General features: G+C 69.8%; 15 protein-coding genes and 1 tRNA gene. 12 read left to right on the forward strand and 4 right to left on the reverse strand.

Features of this window, described 5'->3' with window-relative positions:
* Positions 1-268 precede the first annotated feature (268 nt).
* Positions 269-781: a YwqJ-related putative deaminase gene (locus KWI83_RS29775; RefSeq protein ID WP_218517473.1), complete on the forward strand. Its 513-nt coding sequence runs from the start codon at positions 269-271 to the stop codon at positions 779-781.
* A 42-nt stretch (positions 782-823) separates the two neighbouring features.
* Positions 824-1,318, forward strand: coding sequence for an SUKH-3 domain-containing protein (locus KWI83_RS29780; protein WP_218517474.1), 495 nt, complete (start codon positions 824-826; stop codon positions 1,316-1,318).
* A 19-nt stretch (positions 1,319-1,337) separates the two neighbouring features.
* Here KWI83_RS29780 and KWI83_RS29785 read toward each other — a convergent pair whose 3' ends face one another.
* Complete coding sequence (locus tag KWI83_RS29785; protein ID WP_218517475.1) at positions 1,338-2,672, reverse strand: sensor histidine kinase; 1,335 nt, start codon at positions 2,670-2,672, stop codon at positions 1,338-1,340.
* Positions 2,673-2,839: 167 nt separating this feature from the next.
* Between KWI83_RS29785 and KWI83_RS29790 the strand changes: the two genes are divergently transcribed.
* From KWI83_RS29790 to KWI83_RS29825, 8 genes are all read left to right on the forward strand, one after another.
* A complete protein-coding gene (locus KWI83_RS29790) occupies positions 2,840-3,700 on the forward strand; it encodes a hypothetical protein (RefSeq protein WP_218517476.1) in 861 nt (286 codons plus the stop codon).
* A 14-nt stretch (positions 3,701-3,714) separates the two neighbouring features.
* A tRNA-Gln gene (locus KWI83_RS29795) sits at positions 3,715-3,791 on the forward strand.
* 123 nt (positions 3,792-3,914) lie between these two features.
* Entirely contained in the window at positions 3,915-5,363 is a 1,449-nt protein-coding gene (gene glmU, locus KWI83_RS29800) for a bifunctional UDP-N-acetylglucosamine diphosphorylase/glucosamine-1-phosphate N-acetyltransferase GlmU (RefSeq protein WP_218517477.1), read from the forward strand.
* A gap of 129 nt (positions 5,364-5,492) precedes the next feature.
* Positions 5,493-6,473 carry a ribose-phosphate diphosphokinase gene (locus KWI83_RS29805; RefSeq protein ID WP_218517478.1) on the forward strand — a complete coding sequence of 327 codons (981 nt, stop codon included), beginning with the start codon at positions 5,493-5,495 and terminating at the stop codon, positions 6,471-6,473.
* A gap of 213 nt (positions 6,474-6,686) precedes the next feature.
* The gene (locus tag KWI83_RS29810) at positions 6,687-7,289 is read left to right on the forward strand and encodes a 50S ribosomal protein L25/general stress protein Ctc (RefSeq protein WP_218517479.1); all 603 of its coding nucleotides are present in this window, start codon (positions 6,687-6,689) and stop codon (positions 7,287-7,289) included.
* Positions 7,290-7,359: 70 nt separating this feature from the next.
* Positions 7,360-7,965 (forward strand): aminoacyl-tRNA hydrolase, encoded by a 606-nt coding sequence (pth, locus tag KWI83_RS29815; RefSeq protein WP_218517480.1) that lies wholly within the window; start codon positions 7,360-7,362, stop codon positions 7,963-7,965.
* Between the two features lie 54 nt (positions 7,966-8,019).
* On the forward strand, positions 8,020-8,508 hold the full coding sequence (locus KWI83_RS29820; RefSeq protein ID WP_218517481.1) for a hypothetical protein: 489 nt from the start codon (positions 8,020-8,022) through the stop codon (positions 8,506-8,508).
* Positions 8,509-8,646: 138 nt separating this feature from the next.
* Positions 8,647-9,423: an LPXTG cell wall anchor domain-containing protein gene (locus KWI83_RS29825; RefSeq protein WP_218517482.1), complete on the forward strand. Its 777-nt coding sequence runs from the start codon at positions 8,647-8,649 to the stop codon at positions 9,421-9,423.
* A 71-nt stretch (positions 9,424-9,494) separates the two neighbouring features.
* Here the strand turns inward: KWI83_RS29825 and ppc are convergent, their stop codons facing one another.
* Entirely contained in the window at positions 9,495-12,236 is a 2,742-nt protein-coding gene (gene ppc / locus KWI83_RS29830) for a phosphoenolpyruvate carboxylase (protein ID WP_218517483.1), read from the reverse strand.
* A gap of 318 nt (positions 12,237-12,554) precedes the next feature.
* Here ppc and KWI83_RS29835 point away from each other — a divergent pair, with 318 nt between their 5' ends.
* Positions 12,555-13,574, forward strand: a complete 1,020-nt coding sequence (locus tag KWI83_RS29835) for a fatty acid desaturase (RefSeq protein WP_218517484.1) — start codon at positions 12,555-12,557, stop codon at positions 13,572-13,574.
* Positions 13,571-14,248: a TetR/AcrR family transcriptional regulator gene (locus KWI83_RS29840; protein WP_218517485.1), complete on the forward strand. Its 678-nt coding sequence runs from the start codon at positions 13,571-13,573 to the stop codon at positions 14,246-14,248. The genes KWI83_RS29835 and KWI83_RS29840 overlap by 4 nt, the downstream gene beginning before the upstream one ends.
* Positions 14,249-14,404: 156 nt before the next feature.
* Here the strand turns inward: KWI83_RS29840 and KWI83_RS29845 are convergent, their stop codons facing one another.
* Both KWI83_RS29845 and KWI83_RS29850 read right to left on the reverse strand, forming a co-directional pair.
* Positions 14,405-14,761 carry a VOC family protein gene (locus KWI83_RS29845; RefSeq protein WP_218517511.1) on the reverse strand — a complete coding sequence of 119 codons (357 nt, stop codon included), beginning with the start codon at positions 14,759-14,761 and terminating at the stop codon, positions 14,405-14,407.
* Positions 14,758-15,561 carry a trans-aconitate 2-methyltransferase gene (locus KWI83_RS29850; protein WP_218517486.1) on the reverse strand — a complete coding sequence of 268 codons (804 nt, stop codon included), beginning with the start codon at positions 15,559-15,561 and terminating at the stop codon, positions 14,758-14,760. Before KWI83_RS29850 ends, KWI83_RS29845 begins: the two co-directional genes overlap by 4 nt.
* Between the last annotated feature and the right edge of the window lie 24 nt (positions 15,562-15,585).

Raw genomic sequence — 15,585 nt, forward strand, 5'->3', positions numbered from 1 at the left:
ACTACGCCCCGTATCAACTGTCTCCAACGCGTTGACCGCGCATCGCGGTGCCGACAGCCTATGCGGTACGACGAAACCGGTCACCGGCGAACGTCACAGCACCGGAAACCCTCACTCCGCCCACGGTGACCAGCCGTCACCCCACCGTGACAGCACGACCCGACCCGGGCGTGTCGCAGTGCCCCAGCTTCCGCACCGGCCACGGCATTTGGCACTCTGTGTCCGCCGGGGGGATGCACGGGGGATGCACGGAGGGGAACAAACGATCATGAACGCGACGCAAACGGGAGCACACGCCGGGACATCCGGCGACCCGCGCATCGGCTGGAGCGCCACCGAGACCCGCCCCGCGCCGACCCTCCGCCACCGCCGCGACGGCATACTCCCGACCGTCGCCGCCGCCCTCTCCGTCCGCGGCGCCACCCTCACCGGCACCGCCGCCCGCGGCGACCAGCCCCCACCGCTCCACCCCCTCGTCCAGGACTTCCTGGACACCCTCACCAGCGCCCAACGCGACCGCTTCACCGGCCGCTGCGCCGAAGCCATCCTCATCTCCCGGCACATCGCCGCCGCCGACGCCGCCCGCAGCAAACGCGCCGCCCGCAAACCCATGACCAACGGCGAAGCCCGCAAGGCCCTCAAACACGCCAAACTCACCGCCCGCCGCATCCGCGAGGACGGCGACCCCCTGCACGGCAGCTTCGCCGCCCCCTGCCGCGCCTGCACCGCCCTCAGCGCCCACTTCGGCGTCCGCATCGTCGACCCCACGCCAAAGCACTGACCCACAGCAAGACACACGCACGCACGACGAACGAAGGGGCCGATGCACACCGACCGCACCTCCACCACCCGCTTCGCCGTACCCGTCGACGCCGCCCTGCGCGCCGCCGGCTGGCACCCCGGACGCTGGGACATCAAACAGGCCGAGATCTGGGCCGACACCCTCCGCGACCACACCTCACCCGCCGGCCACCGGCACGCCGTCTTCCCCGCCGCGGTCGAGGCCTGGGCCGAATTCGGCGGCCTGCACATCACCCCCACCGGACCCGGCCGCCAGATAGCCCCCGCGAGCCTCCACCTCGACCCCCTGCACGGCCTCCACATGGCCCGCACCCTCGGCGACCTCGGCCGCGCCCTCGACACCGAAGTCAGCCCCCTCGGCGCCGAACCCGACACCCAGGCCCTCCTCGCCATCGACACCGAAGGCCGCGTCTACGCCCTCGACCACACCGGCGACTGGTACCTCGGCCCCGACATCGACAAGGCCCTCACCGGCCTGGTCTCCGGCATGGAACCGGTACGCCTGACAGCGGGCTGAGACCGTTCTCCCACGACGCCTACGACGCCGGAATCACCGCCGACACCCGAAAACCCCCCGCGTCCGTCGGCCCGGACACAAACACCCCACCCAACCCGACGACCCGCTCCCTCATCCCCACCAGCCCATTGCCCCCCGAGGGCAACCGGGCCGAGGACGCGGACGAGACCTCCGGCGGCGGCTCGTTCTCCACCTGCATCGCGATCTCCGACACCCGATGCGCCAACCGCACATGCGTCTTCGCCCCCGCCGCATGCTTGTGCACGTTCGTCAACGCCTCCTGCACCACGCGATACGCCGTCTGCTCCACCTCCGGCGCATACGCCCGCGCCTCCCCCTCCACCGACAGATCGACCACCATCCCCGCGGCCGCCGACTGCCCGATCAACTCGTCCAGCTCGGACAGGCAGGGCCCCTCCCCCACCGCACCCTCCTCGTCCGCGACCGCCCGCGAAGCCGCCGCAGCGACAGCCGCGGCCGCCCCCACCGCCGCCAACGGCACCGACGCCCCCTCACGCCGCCCCGCGCCACCGTCCCCACTGCGCAGCACCCCGAGCATCTCCCGCAACTCGGTCAACGCCTGCCGCCCCATGTCCCCCACCAGCACGGCATTCTTCACGGCCTTCTCGGGATCCTTCCGAGCCACAGCCTGAAGGGCCGCAGCATGCACCACCATCAGACTCACCCGATGCGCGACAACGTCATGCATCTCCCGCGCGATCCGCGTCCGCTCCTCATTACGCGCCCACTCGGCCCGCTCCTCCGCCCGCTCAGCGAGCAACTGAAGCTCCCGCTCCAAACTGTCCGCCCGCTCCCGAAGGCTCTCCATCAACCGACGCCGAGCACCCACATACAGGCCCAGCAGCAACGGCGGAGCCGTCACCCCGAGCGAAGCGGTGATCGAAATGAACGGGACGAACCAGTCCCCGAGATTCGACACCTCGCCCCGCGTCATGTCCTGCTGCGCCCGTACGAACGTCACCACCAGCGTCCCCAGCAGCGACATCCCCGCCAGCGCCGCGATGATCCGGCGCGGCAGCTCCGACGCGGCGAGCGTGTACAGGCCGACGACGGTCAGCAGGAAACCCATCTGCGCCGGCGAGATCGCGATCGACACCAGCACGACGGCAATCGGCCACATCCGACGCAACAGCAGCGTCGAACCGGCCAGCACACCGAAGACCACCCCCGCGGCCACCGGAATCCCCGCGTCCCGCGCGAACGGCACCCCCTCGGCACCGCACTCCACCGCGGACACCAGCGCAAGCGTCCCGTCCAGCACCGCACTACGCCATCTCGCCCACCACCACGGCCCGGTCAGGCCCTCGGCGCGCGCTTCCCCCGTCGTGGTCATGCCTCCCAGCCTACGGGCGGTGGCCTTCGCTTTTCCGGCGAGTTTCCACGACTTGGCCACACCACAGTCCGTAGCCGAACGGCAACGAAACCGGCCGGAATCCCTCGAACAGGCGATCCACGAACGTTCACCCCCGGAATGGATTATTCCGGCTGGGCGGTATGCGTATGGCACATTCATCTGGCAAGTACGCGGACTTCGAGGGCCTCCGGGAGCGGGCGGTCGCGTTGCGGCGGGCGGGCTACAGCCTTCGGCAGATCCGCGACGAGCTGAAGATCTTCAACAACGACATCCTCAACCAGCTGGTGAAGGGGGAGCCACCACCGGCGTGGACGAAGCGGCCGAACGCGAAGGACGACCTGCGGGCGCGCGGACGGGAGCTGCGGCTCCAGGGCTGGACGTACGACCAGATCGAGGCGGAGCTGGGGTGCTCCAGGACCTCTGTGTCGCTGTGGGTGCGGGATCTCCCGAAGCCGGAGCCTCGCTACACGCCGGAGGAGCACCGGGAGCTCATGCAGGCCGGGCTGGCGCGCCTGCGCAACGCGCAGGACGAGGAGCGCAAGCGGGTCAAGGAGGGGGCTGCACAGGAGATCGGAGAGCTCACTGACAGGGACCTGTTCATGGCCGGAATCGCGCTCTACTGGGCCGAGGGGCAGAAAAGCAAGCCGTACCGGCGCCGCGAAGTTGTCAACTTCGTCAACAGCGACCCGGCGGTGATCCACGTCTTCCTTGCCTGGCTCGACCTGCTGGGTGTGGCGCGCGAGCGCCTCGGGTTCCGGGTCATGATCCACGAGAGCGCAGACGTGGCCGGCGCCGAGCAGTACTGGGCCGATCCCATGGGCATCGACGTGTCCGCTCTGCAACGGACCACGCTCAAGAAGCACAACCCCAAGACCGTTCGCAAGAACATCGGCGACGACTATTGCGGCTGCCTTGTCGTACGAGTCCGGCAAGGAGCCGAGCTGTACTGCCGCATTGAAGGTTGGTGGAACGGAATAGCTGCTGGCGCCACCGCGCGACTCCGGTAAGGTCTGAGGCACTGTCCCCCGTGGTGTAACCAGGCAGCACACCAAGTTTTGGTCTTGGCAGGTCAAGGTTCGAATCCTTGCGGGGGAGCCACAGTGCGTCACCCTTCAGTTCGGGTCCTGACCTAGCCAGGTCAGGACCCGCTCTCATCTCCCCCCGCACCCACCCCGGTATCCTGCGGTTGTCCACACCCCCTCCACAGCCGAAGGGCATCCCGTGAGCGCCATTCGCCCGGCAGCCGTCGTCGTACTCGCAGCGGGTGAGGGCACCCGTATGAAGTCGGCCACACCCAAGGTCCTGCACGACATCTGCGGACGCAGCCTCGTGGGCCATGTGCTCGCCGCCGCCGGTGAGTTGGAGCCCGAGCACCTCGTCGTGGTCGTCGGGCACGCCCGCGAGCAGGTCACCGCTCATCTCGCCGAGGTCGCCCCCGACGTACGCACCGCCGTCCAGGCGCAGCAGAACGGCACCGGTCACGCCGTCCGGATGGGCCTGGAGGAGTTGGGGGGTGCCGTCGACGGGACCGTTGTCGTCGTGTGCGGTGACACTCCCCTCCTCACCGGCGAGACCCTCAAGAACCTCTCCCGTACGCACTCCGGGGACGGCAACGCCGTCACCGTGCTGACCGCCGAGGTGCCGGACGCGACCGGGTACGGGCGGATCGTGCGGGACCCGGCATCCGGTGCGGTCACCGCGATCGTGGAGCACAAGGACGCCGGCGAGGAGCAGCGGGCGATTCGGGAGATCAACTCCGGGGTCTTCGCCTTCGACGGGCGTCTGCTCGCCGACGCTCTCGGCAAGGTGCGGACGGACAACAGTCAGGGCGAGGAGTATCTGACCGATGTCCTCGGGATCCTGCGTGAGGCCGGGCACCGTGTCGGTGCCTCGGTGGCCGGTGATTACCGTGAGATCGCCGGGATCAACAACCGTGTGCAGCTCGCCGAGGCGCGGCGCATCCTCAACGACCGGTTGCTGACCGCCGCCATGCTCGCCGGCGTCACCGTCGTCGACCCCGCTTCCACGTGGGTCGATGTGACCGTGAGCTTCGAGCGGGATGTCCTCGTGCACCCGAACACCCTGCTGCAGGGTGCGACGCATCTCGGTGAGGGTTCGGAGGTCGGGCCCAACAGCCGCTTGAAGGACACCCGTGTCGGGGCCGGTGCGCGTGTGGACAACACGGTGTCCGAGGGGGCGGAGGTCGGGCCGGAGGCGACGGTGGGGCCGTATGCCTATCTGCGGCCCGGTACGCGGCTGGGGCCGAAGGCCAAGATCGGTACGTATGTGGAGACGAAGAACGCCTCCGTGGGTGAGGGCACCAAGGTGCCGCATCTGTCGTACGTCGGTGACGCGACGATCGGTGAGTACACGAACATCGGTGCCGCGAGCGTGTTCGTGAACTACGACGGGGAGCAGAAGCACCACACGACCGTCGGTTCGCACTGCAAGACGGGGTCGGACAACATGTTTGTGGCTCCTGTCACGGTCGGGGACGGTGCCTATACGGCCGCCGGGTCGGTGATCACGAAGGATGTGCCGCCCGGTTCGCTGGCCGTGGCCCGTGGTCAGCAGCGGAATATCGAGGGTTGGGTGGCTCGTAAGCGTCCGGGGAGCGCGGCGGCGAAGGCGGCCGAGGCGGCGTCCCGGGAGTCGGACGGCGAAGGCTGACCGGAAACAGGTCCGTCCGGGACGGCGTACCGTGATAAGTGCACACCCGCACCCACCAGCTGAGACGACGTATCTCGGTTGAGACGTCGTGTCAACATCCAGCTGAGACACCTCTGAGGAGACAGTGCTGTGACCGGGATCAAGACGACCGGCGAGAAGAAGTTGATGTTCTTCTCCGGCCGCGCCCACCCCGAGCTTGCCGAGGAGGTCGCCCACCAGCTGGGTGTCGGGGTCGTCCCGACGAAGGCCTTCGACTTCGCGAACGGTGAGATCTACGTCCGGTATCAGGAGTCGGCGCGTGGCGCGGACTGTTTTGTGATCCAGAGCCACACGGCTCCGATCAATCAGTGGATCATGGAGCAGTTGATCATGATTGACGCGCTGAAGCGTGCGTCGGCGCGCTCCATCACGGTCATCGTGCCCTTCTACGGTTACGCGCGGCAGGACAAGAAGCACCGTGGGCGTGAACCGATCTCGGCGCGTCTGATCGCGGACATGATGAAGACGGCGGGTGCGCACCGGATTCTGACCGTCGATCTGCACACGGACCAGATTCAGGGCTTCTTCGACGGGCCGGTGGATCATCTGTTCGCGCTGCCGCTGCTCGCCGACTATGTGGGCGGGAAGGTGGATCGGGAGAAGCTGACGGTGGTCTCGCCGGACGCGGGCCGGGTGCGGGTCGCGGACCGTTGGTGCGATCGGCTGGGTGCGCCGCTGGCGATCGTGCACAAGCGGCGGGACAAGGACGTGGCGAACCAGGTGACCGTCCATGAGGTCGTGGGTGAGGTCAAGGGCCGGGTGTGTGTGCTGGTGGACGACATGGTCGACACCGGTGGGACGATCTGTGCCGCCGCGGACGCGCTGTTCGCGCATGGTGCGGAGGATGTCATCGTGACGGCGACGCACGGTGTGCTGTCGGGTCCGGCGGCGGATCGGTTGAAGAACTCGCGGGTGAGTGAGTTCGTGTTCACGAACACGTTGCCGACGCCGGGTGAGCTGGCGCGTGACCTGGACAAGATCAAGGTTCTGTCGATCGCGCCGACGATCGCGAGTGCGGTGCGTGAGGTGTTCGAGGACGGGTCGGTGACGAGCCTGTTCGACGAGCAGTAAGCCTCTGCTCGATCGCCCGCGCCCGGAGGGCGCTGATGATCAACTTCTCTGTGGCCTTCCTCGCCGAGTATTCTGGTGCAGTTGCTCGGCGAGGGAGGCCGTGGTCCGTTCTGCGACGGGGTACGGCGGTCCGTTATCGACGCGCTCTTCGTAGCAGGCCGTTCGTGGCCGGGTGACCACGTCCGTTCCTAGTTCCTACGAGGAGTGATCCGTATGTCCGAGGTGAAGCTCACCGCCGAGACCCGCAAGGAGTTCGGCAAGGGTGCCGCCCGTCGTATCCGCCGTGACAACAAGGTTCCCGGTGTGCTGTACGGCCACGGTGCCCAGCCGCTGCACCTGACCTTCCCGGGCCACGACCTGCTGCTGGCGCTGCGTACGCCGAACGTCCTGATCTCCCTGGACATCGACGGCGAGGCCAACGAGCTGGCGATCCCGAAGGCCGTGCAGCGTGACCCGCTGAAGGGTTTCCTGGAGCACGTCGACCTGCTGCTGGTCAAGCGGGGCGAGAAGGTCACCGTCGAGATTCCGATCGTCGCCGAGGGCGAGCTGGCGCCGGGCGGCAACCTGCTGGAGCACGTGCTGAACGCGCTGCCGGTCGAGGCCGAGGCGACCCACATCCCGGAGAGCTTCACGGTGTCCGTGGAGGGTCTTCAGGCCGGTGACGCGGTGCACGCCAAGGACGTGAAGCTTCCGAACGGCGTCACGCTGGCCGTCGAGGAGGACGCGGTGGTCCTCCAGGTTCTGGCCGCGCAGGCCGAGGAGGCCGCGGGCGAGGAGGCCGGGGGCGAGGGCGAAGAGGCTTCTGCCGAGGCCTGATCCTCACCTTTTTCGTCTTGTCAGCCGCTGTTCCCCGTGGGGGCAGCGGCTGGCGCGTTATGAAGGAGACATGGACGACGTGACGACCGACGCGGGTGCCCCCTGGCTGATCGTGGGGCTGGGGAATCCCGGGCCCGAGTACGCGATGAACCGGCACAATGTGGGGTTCATGGTGGCCGATCTGCTGGCGGAGCGGATCGGGGGCAGGTTCAGGCGGGCGAGCAAGGCGCAGGCACAGGTCGTCGAGGGGCGGATCGGTCCGCCGGGGCCGGCGAGCCGCCGGGTGGTGCTGGCGAAGCCGATGTCGTACATGAATCTCTCCGGTGGTCCGGTGAACGCGCTGCGCGATTTCTACAAGGTGCCTCTCGCTCATGTCGTCGCCGTCCATGACGAACTGGACATCGGCTACGGCACGCTGCGGGTGAAGCTGGGCGGTGGTGACAACGGGCACAACGGGCTGAAGTCGATGACGAAGGCGATGGGGCCGGACTATCACCGGGTGCGGTTCGGGATCGGGCGTCCTCCGGGGCGTATGCAGGTCGCCGACTTCGTGCTGAAGGACTTCTCCGCCGCCGAGCGCAAGGAGCTGGACTACTTCGTGGACCGGGCGGCGGACGCGGTGGAGTGTCTGGTGACCGAGGGGCTTGAGCGGGCGCAGAGTTCGTACAACTCCTGACGTGTCTCCCACCCCGGTTGACTGGCCGTGCAGGCATGGCCAAGGATCGCCGCCATGCCTTCTGCCGTCGTCTCCAGTCAGGGCGCGTTCGTCGCGCTGCGGTTCGGGCGGCTCGCGGCGATGGGGGTCGTCGCGGCGCTGATTCTGATCGCCGGGGTGTGGGCGTCCTGGAGTTCCGCCCAGTACGTGATGCTCACCAAGGGACGGGAGAGCGGGACGATCAGGGTGACCGGCTGCGGGGACGACACCTGTGCCGGACCGTACACGCCGGTCTCCGCGGGGTCGCAGGCCCGTGAGCGGGTGGTCATCGAGAACTCGGCGGCGGTGCGGGACGGGGAGACGTACTCCGTTGTAGTGAAGCCGGGCGGCAGCGAGGTCGTCCGTTCGGGTCCCGCGGGGGTGCTCCACTCCTGGGTGCCGCTGGGCGGGGCGCTGCTGCTCGCGTCGGTGGTGGTCGCGGGTGGGCTGGGGCGGGCGCGGGTCGGGTGGGTCCTGGCGGGGGCCGGGGGTGCGCTCATCACGGCCGCGTTCGTGGTGATCTGACGACGTATCGTCGCTCTCCATGTCTGTGGAGGGTCTGTGCGTTGCCTGTTCGTGCTTGTTCTGTTGCCGGGACCTGCAGGATTCTTAGCCGCCCCCTCCACATCTTCCCCGTTGGACACTTCGAAGATGGAACGTCCCATGCATACCCTCACTCGTGCCGGCGCCCTGTCCGCCGTCGCCGCGGCCGCCCTGCTCGTCTCCCCGGCCGCCGCCCACGCCACCGACTCCGGTGACAACACCTACAGCGTGCAGCTGCGCCAGCAGCTTCCGCGCACCGCCACCACTGCCGACGGCGGCGCCCCGCGGCAGGGCCGGGATCAGTGCCCCGGTGTGCCCGACGGGCAGGACGGCTGGCACTTCGTGCTGCCGGGGAAGTCCTCCGACTTCGTGAAGCTGACCGTCACCTTCGAGCCGGGCGGGCAGCAGGTGGTGACGGACTTCGGTCCGCCGTCCGACAAGCACGCGTACGTGTGGTCGCTGCCGGGGGCCGAGCTGACCTCCGCGGTCGCCGAGGTGCGCGGCGGTGACCTGGAGCTGTTCAACCTGTCGCACACCTGCCCGGTGACCGGGGGCACGACGCCGGGCGGCTCCGACGACACCGGCGGCGACACCGACGAGGGCGGCTCCGAGGAGGAGACCGACGGTACGACACCGTCCGCCACGCCGTCGGAGACGGCCGAGGGCTCCGAGGCTCCGGCCGCCTCCCCGGGCGCGTCCGAGGAGGGTGCCGCGCCCGCCGTGTCCTCCGCGCCGTCCGCTGCCCCGTCCGCGCAGGGCGGCGGCGCCGAGGGCGACCTGGCCAAGACCGGTAGCAGCGCCCCCGTCGGCCTGCTCGCCGGTGCGGCGGCCGCGTTGCTCGCCGCCGGTGGTTACCTGGTCTTCCGGCGCCGGAAGTCGGGCGCCGACCAGGGCTGACGTAGCGGCGGGAGACGGACGGTGCCCCCGTGCTCGTACGCAGCACGGGGGCACCGTCGTGTCCGCGGCCGTCAGCCGGTGTTGCGCAGGCCCGCCGCCACGCCGTTGACGGTCAGGAGCAGGGCCCGGGAGAGCAGCGGGTCGGGCTCGGCGCCCGCGGCCGCCGCGTCGCGCTGGCGCTTGAGCAGGGCCACCTGGAGGTAGGAGATCGGGTCCAGGTAGGCGTCGCGGATGGTGAAGGTCTGCTTCAGCACCGGCTGGGCGTCGAGGAGTTCATCCTCGCCGGTGACCCGGAGGATCTCGCGGACGGTCAGGTCGTGCTCGGCGCGGATGGTGTCGAAGACGTGCTTCAGCTCGTCCGGGACGAGGGTGTCGACGTAGTGGCCGGCGATCCGCAGGTCGGTCTTGGCCAGCGTCATCTCGACGTTGGAGACGAAGTTGCGGAAGAAGTGCCACTGCTCGTACATCTCGTCGAGCACGGTGTCCAGGCCCGCCTCGCGCAGCGCCTTGAGGCCGGAGCCGACGCCGAACCAGCCGGGGACGATCTGCCGGGACTGGGTCCAGCCGAAGACCCACGGGATGGCCCGCAGGCCGTCGAGACCGGCGCCGGAGTCGGGCCTTCTCGAAGGCCTCGAACCCAGGTGCAGGTCGGCGAGCTGGTCGACGGGGGTGGAGGCGAAGAAGTACGCCGGGAGGTCCGGGTCCTCCACGAGGCGGCGGTAGGCCGCGTGCGCCGCGTCGGAGACGACGTCCATCGCGGCGTCCCAGCGGGCGAGGGCCTCCACGGACTGGCGGGGCGCGGTGTGCAGGGCGGAGGCCTGCAGGGTGGCCGCGACCGTCAGCTCCAGGTTCTCCCGGGCCAGGGACGGGATCAGGTACTTGTCGGAGATGACCTCGCCCTGCTCGGTCACCTTGATCTCGCCCTCCAGGGTGCCCCAGGGCTGGGCGAGGATCGCGTCGTGGGTGGGGCCGCCGCCGCGGCCGACGGTGCCGCCGCGGCCGTGGAAGAGCCGCAGGCGTACGCCGTACCGGTGGGCGACGTCACGCAGCCGCCGCTGGGCGCGGTGGATCTCCCACTGGGAGGTCGTGATGCCGCCGAACTTGGAGGAGTCGGAGTATCCGAGCATGACCTCCTGGACGTCGCCCCTGAGCGCCACGAGCCGCCGGTAGGACGGGTCGGCGAGCATGTCCTCCAGGATGGAGTCGGCGGCCTTGAGCTCGTCCGTGGTCTCCAGCAGCGGCACGATGCCGATCTTGGCCCAGCCGGCGTGCAGGTCGAGCAGGCCCGCCTCGCGGGCCAGCACGGCCGCCGCGAAGACGTCGTCGGCGCCCTGGCACATCGAGATGATGTACGACTCGATGACCTCGGGGCCGAAGACCTCCAGGGCCCGCTTGACCGTCTGGAAGACGCCGAGGGTCTTGGCGCCGGCCGCGTCGACGGGCGCGGGGGTGGGGGCGAGCGGGCGGCGCGAGCGGAGTTCCTTGGCGAGGAGCTTCGTACGGTAGTCGCGCGGCATGTCCGCGTACCGCCAGGACTCCTCGCCGAGCCGGTCGAAGAGCTGGCCGAGGGCGTGGTGGTGGGCGTCCGCGTGTTCGCGTACGTCCATGGTGGCGAGCTGGAGGCCGAAGGCGGCCAGGGTGCGGAGGGTGCGGTCGAGGCGGCCGTCGGCGAAGAGGCCGCCGCGGTGCTCGCGCAGCGAGGTCTGGATCAGCTTCAGGTCGTGCAGCAGTTCGCCGGTGCCGAGGTAGTCGCGGCCCGGCTCGTGCGGGGTGCCCTTGGCGAGGCGCTGCTTGGTGTTCTCCAGCTTCTGCCGGATGCAGGTGGCCTTGAGGCGGTAGGGCTCCTCGGCGTTGAGGCGCTTGTAGCGGGGGCTGATCTCGGGGAGGAGTTCCAGGTCGGTCTGGAGGGACTCCAGGAGTTCCTCGGTGGCGCCGCTGTAGCGGATGGAGTTCGACAGGAAGCCGCGGAGTTCGTCGATCATCTCCAGGGCGTCGTTGATGCCGTGCTCGTGCTGGAGGATCAGCACCTCCCAGGTGACCTCGGGGGTCACGTTGGGGTTGCCGTCGCGGTCGCCGCCGATCCAGGTGCCGAAGGTGAGGGGGCGGGTGTCGTCGGGCAGCTTGACGCCGACGCGCTCCAGTTCCGCCGTCAGGTCCTCCAGGACGTCACCGACGGCGCCGGCGTGCAGCTCGTCCAGGTAGTAGATGGCGTTGCGGGCCTCGTCGGCGGGTTCGGGGCGTACGACGCGCAGCTCGTCGGTCTGCCAGACGAGGTCGATGTTCTCGGCCAGCCGGGTGTCGTGGCGGCGGCGGTCGGTGTCGAGGACCGGGGTGTCGAGGAGCTTGGCGATGCGCCGGAGCTTGTTGAGGACCGAACGGCGGGCGGCCTCGGTGGGGTGGGCCGTGAACACCGGACGAACATTGAGGTGGCGGACGGTCTGCCGCAGGTGCTCGGGGTCGGCGTCCTTCAGCCGGTCGGCGGTGCGGGAGAGAAGTCCGCCCTCGGCGGCGCGCTTGGCGCGCAGCTCGCGGCCGCGGTGCACCTGCTCGGTGACGTTGGCCAGGTGGAAGTAGGTGGAGAAGGCGCGGACCAGCTTGGCCGCGGTCTCCAGTTCCGTGCCCCGCAGCAGCTCGGCGGCGGCCTCGCCGTCCTCGCGGGTGAGGCGGCGTACCCTCTCGACGAGTTCCAGCAGCTCGGGGCCCTCCTGACGGACGAGCGTCTCACCGAGGAGGTCGCCCAGCCGGCGGATGTCGGCGCGCAGCTCGGTGCTGGTGGTCGCCGGGGACACAGTCTGGTCGTCGGCACTGCTCACAGGTGCGGCTCCTTGCAGTGTTGAAGCTCGTCTGAAGCTCGTGTGGGAGGGAACCCGGTGACCGTCGCACGGCGGGTGCCGCATTACGGGCCGGACTTCCGGGAAAGGAATCAGAACGGACCGCGCTGTCCGACCGACTCCAAGGATAGGTCTCGGCCGGGACGCGCAGGGTCACGGGCTCTTGCCGCCGGGCGACGCGCTGACATACTTACGACGCCGTAGGTTACGGAACCGTAGGGAGGTCTCGTCCGAGCCGTACCCGGTTTCCGCTACCCCCCGGCACCTGTTTCAACCCACGACCCCACAGGGGACGCACCCATGACCACGAGCTCCGATGTGATCGACGACGCCCCGAAGTCGACCTCGCAGGCCACCGCCGAACATACTCCGTCCGCCACACTCGGCGGCGCCCGGAAGGGTTCTCTTGAGCAGGGTGTGCTCCTGCTCTTCATCATCGTCCCGTTCCTCGCGCTGGTCGCGGCCGTACCGCTGGCGTGGGGCTGGGGGGTGAGCTGGCTGGACCTGGGTCTGCTGGTCTTCTTCTACTTCCTCGGCTGCCACGGCATCACGATCGGTTTCCACCGGCACTTCACCCACAGTTCGTTCAAGGCCAAGCGGCCGCTGAAGATCGCGCTGGCGATCGCCGGGTCGATGGCGGTCGAGGGCCCCCTGGTGCGCTGGGTGGCCGACCATCGCAAGCATCACAGGTTCTCCGACGCGGAGGGCGACCCGCACTCCCCGTGGCGGTACGGCGAGACCGTCCCGGCCCTGATCAAGGGTCTGTGGTGGGCGCACATCGGCTGGATGTTCGACGAGGAGCGCACTCCGCAGGACAAGTACGCGCCGGATCTGATCAAGGACCCGACGCTGCGGGCGATCTCCCGCCAGTTCATCGTCTGGACGGTGGTGTCCCTGGCGCTGCCGGCGCTGATCGGCGGTCTGGTGACGATGTCCTGGTGGGGCGCGTTCACCGGGTTCTTCTGGGGCTCGCTCGTCCGGGTGGCGCTGCTGCACCACGTGACCTGGTCGATCAACTCGATCTGCCACGCGGTGGGCAAGCGGCCGTTCCGGTCGCGGGACAAGTCGGGCAACGTGTGGTGGCTGGCGATCCTGTCCTGCGGTGAGTCCTGGCACAACCTGCACCACGCCGACCCGACGTCGGCGCGGCACGGTGTGGAGCGCGGCCAGATCGACTCCTCCGCCCGGCTGATCCGCTGGTTCGAACTCGCCGGGTGGGCGTACGACGTGCGCTGGCCGTCACGCTCGCGTATCGATTCCCGCCGGACGTCCGGGTCGGACGGCTCCCGGCGGGGGAGGCAGGCCGCCGAGGCGGCATGATTGACGCCGTGGCGACCGACTCCAGCAGCACCTCCAGCAACGACAAGCCGCGGCGTGCGCGCCGTACCCGTATGACCGGTGCGGAGCGACGCCAGCAGCTGCTGGAGATCGGTCGCACCCTCTTCGCCGCGAAGGGCTTCGAGGGCACGTCGGTGGAGGAGATCGCGGCGAAGGCCGGGGTGTCCAAGCCGGTGGTGTACGAGCACTTCGGCGGCAAGGAGGGGCTGTACGCGGTCGTGGTGGACCGCGAGATGCGGCGCCTGCTGGACATGGTGACCAGCTCGCTGACGGCGGGCCACCCCCGGGAACTGTGCGAACAGGCGGCGTTCGCGCTGCTGGACTACATCGAGGAGTACACGGACGGTTTCCGCATCCTGGTCCGTGACTCGCCCATCCCGCAGTCGACGGGCTCGTTCGCGTCCCTGATCTCGGACATCGCCACTCAGGTGGAGGACATCCTGGGCCGCGAGTTCAAAAGCCGCGGCTTCGACCCCAAGCTGGCGCCCCTGTACGCGCAGGCGCTGGTCGGCATGGTCGCGCTGACCGGGCAGTGGTGGCTGGAGGTGCGTCGGCCGAAGAAGGCGGAGGTGGCGGCGCATCTGGTGAATCTGGCGTGGCACGGGCTGGACGGGCTGGAGCAGAAGCCTCGGCTGATCGGACACCGCAAGAGCTGAGCGCTCCGCGGGGCGTGCCGGGGGCGCCGTGATCGTCTGCGCCGCCGTCGTGGTGGGTCGCACGGTTCCCCGCGCCCCTTGTTCCGGCGCTGCGGAACCGGCGATGCGGCGGAGGTCGACGGTCCGCGTGCTGCCGCGCACGCGGGTGGGTGCCGTTCAGCCGGGCTCCAGGAGCTCCAGGCGGTTGCCGACCGGGTCCGTGGAGTAGAGGCGGCGGCCCGGGGGGTGGTCGTCCCAGGTGATGGTGGCGCCGTGGGCGGTGAGCCGGGCGGCGCAGGACTCGATGTCGGTGACCCGCAGGCCCGGGTGGGCCTCGCGGGCGGGGCGGAAGCCGGGCTCGATGCCGAGGTGCAGCTGCGCCGCCCCCGCCTGGGACCAGCAGCAGCCGCGTGCCGCGAGTGCCGGTGGCTTGGGGATCTCGGTCATGCCGGGGACGTCCGCGTGGTACGCGCGCAGCCGGTCCTCGGAGGCGGGTGGGGTGGCGGGCTGGGCGTGGTCCACAGCGGTGATCATCGCGTCTCCTTGCGGGCGATGGCGAAGATGCGGCGGAAGGGGAACGGTGTGCCGTGCCTGCCCGGCGGATAGGCCTCGCGGAGGGCGGTGCGGTACTCGTCCTCGAAGGCCCGCGCGGCCTCGGGGTCGTCGGCGAGGGCGGTGAGGACCGGGCGCAGGCCGGTGCCCTTCACCCAGTCGAGGACGGGGTCCTCGCCGGTGAGGAGATGGATGTACGTGGTCTCCCAGACGTCGGCCGAGCAGCCGAGGGCGGTGAGGCGTTCCAGGTAGGCCTCGGGGGTGAGGACGGCGTCGGCATGCCGGAGGGTGTCGGCCAGGCGGTCCCGCCAGCGCGGGGATGCGGCCAGCTCGCGCATCAGCCGGTGGCTGGGGGCGTCGAAGTTGCCGGGGACCTGGAAGGCGAACGTGCCGCCGGGGACGAGCCCGGCGATCCAGTCGGCGAAGCGGTCCGCGTGACCGGGGACCCACTGGAGCGTGGCATTGCTGAGGATCAGGTCGTACGGCTCACCGGGCGCCCAGGTGCGCAGGTCGGCGTGGGTGAAGTCGAGGCGGCCGGGGTCCGCGTGCTCGGCGCGGGCGCGGTGCAGCATCTCGGGTGAGTTGTCGTAGCCGGTGACGTTGGCGGTGGGCCAGCGGGTGGCGAGCAGTGCGGTGAGGTTGCCGGGGCCGCAGCCGAGGTCGGCGATGCGGGGCGGGTCGGTGGGCAGGTCGGGGACCTGGGCCAGGAGGTCGGTGAAGGGGCGGGCACGGTGTCCGGCGTGCCGCAGGTACTGGGCGGGGTCCCAGGTGGGGTCGGCCATGCCCTCAGCTTGACAACCAAGTAT

This window comes from Streptomyces sp. TRM70350, assembly GCF_019219825.1.
Taxonomy (GTDB): Bacteria; Actinomycetota; Actinomycetes; order Streptomycetales; family Streptomycetaceae; genus Streptomyces.

Bases quoted from the DNA above. Each gene is read 5' to 3' on its own strand.
- KWI83_RS29775 (WP_218517473.1), top strand. From the start codon at position 269: ATGAACGCGACGCAAACGGGAGCACACGCCGGGACATCCGGCGACCCG.
- KWI83_RS29780 (WP_218517474.1), top strand. From the start codon at position 824: ATGCACACCGACCGCACCTCCACCACCCGCTTCGCCGTACCCGTCGAC.
- KWI83_RS29785 (WP_218517475.1), bottom strand. From the start codon at position 2,672: ATGACCACGACGGGGGAAGCGCGCGCCGAGGGCCTGACCGGGCCGTGG.
- KWI83_RS29790 (WP_218517476.1), top strand. From the start codon at position 2,840: ATGGCACATTCATCTGGCAAGTACGCGGACTTCGAGGGCCTCCGGGAG.
- KWI83_RS29810 (WP_218517479.1), top strand. From the start codon at position 6,687: ATGTCCGAGGTGAAGCTCACCGCCGAGACCCGCAAGGAGTTCGGCAAG.
- pth (WP_218517480.1), top strand. From the start codon at position 7,360: ATGGACGACGTGACGACCGACGCGGGTGCCCCCTGGCTGATCGTGGGG.
- KWI83_RS29820 (WP_218517481.1), top strand. From the start codon at position 8,020: ATGCCTTCTGCCGTCGTCTCCAGTCAGGGCGCGTTCGTCGCGCTGCGG.
- KWI83_RS29825 (WP_218517482.1), top strand. From the start codon at position 8,647: ATGCATACCCTCACTCGTGCCGGCGCCCTGTCCGCCGTCGCCGCGGCC.
- KWI83_RS29835 (WP_218517484.1), top strand. From the start codon at position 12,555: ATGACCACGAGCTCCGATGTGATCGACGACGCCCCGAAGTCGACCTCG.
- KWI83_RS29840 (WP_218517485.1), top strand. From the start codon at position 13,571: ATGATTGACGCCGTGGCGACCGACTCCAGCAGCACCTCCAGCAACGAC.
- KWI83_RS29845 (WP_218517511.1), bottom strand. From the start codon at position 14,761: ATGATCACCGCTGTGGACCACGCCCAGCCCGCCACCCCACCCGCCTCC.
- KWI83_RS29850 (WP_218517486.1), bottom strand. From the start codon at position 15,561: ATGGCCGACCCCACCTGGGACCCCGCCCAGTACCTGCGGCACGCCGGA.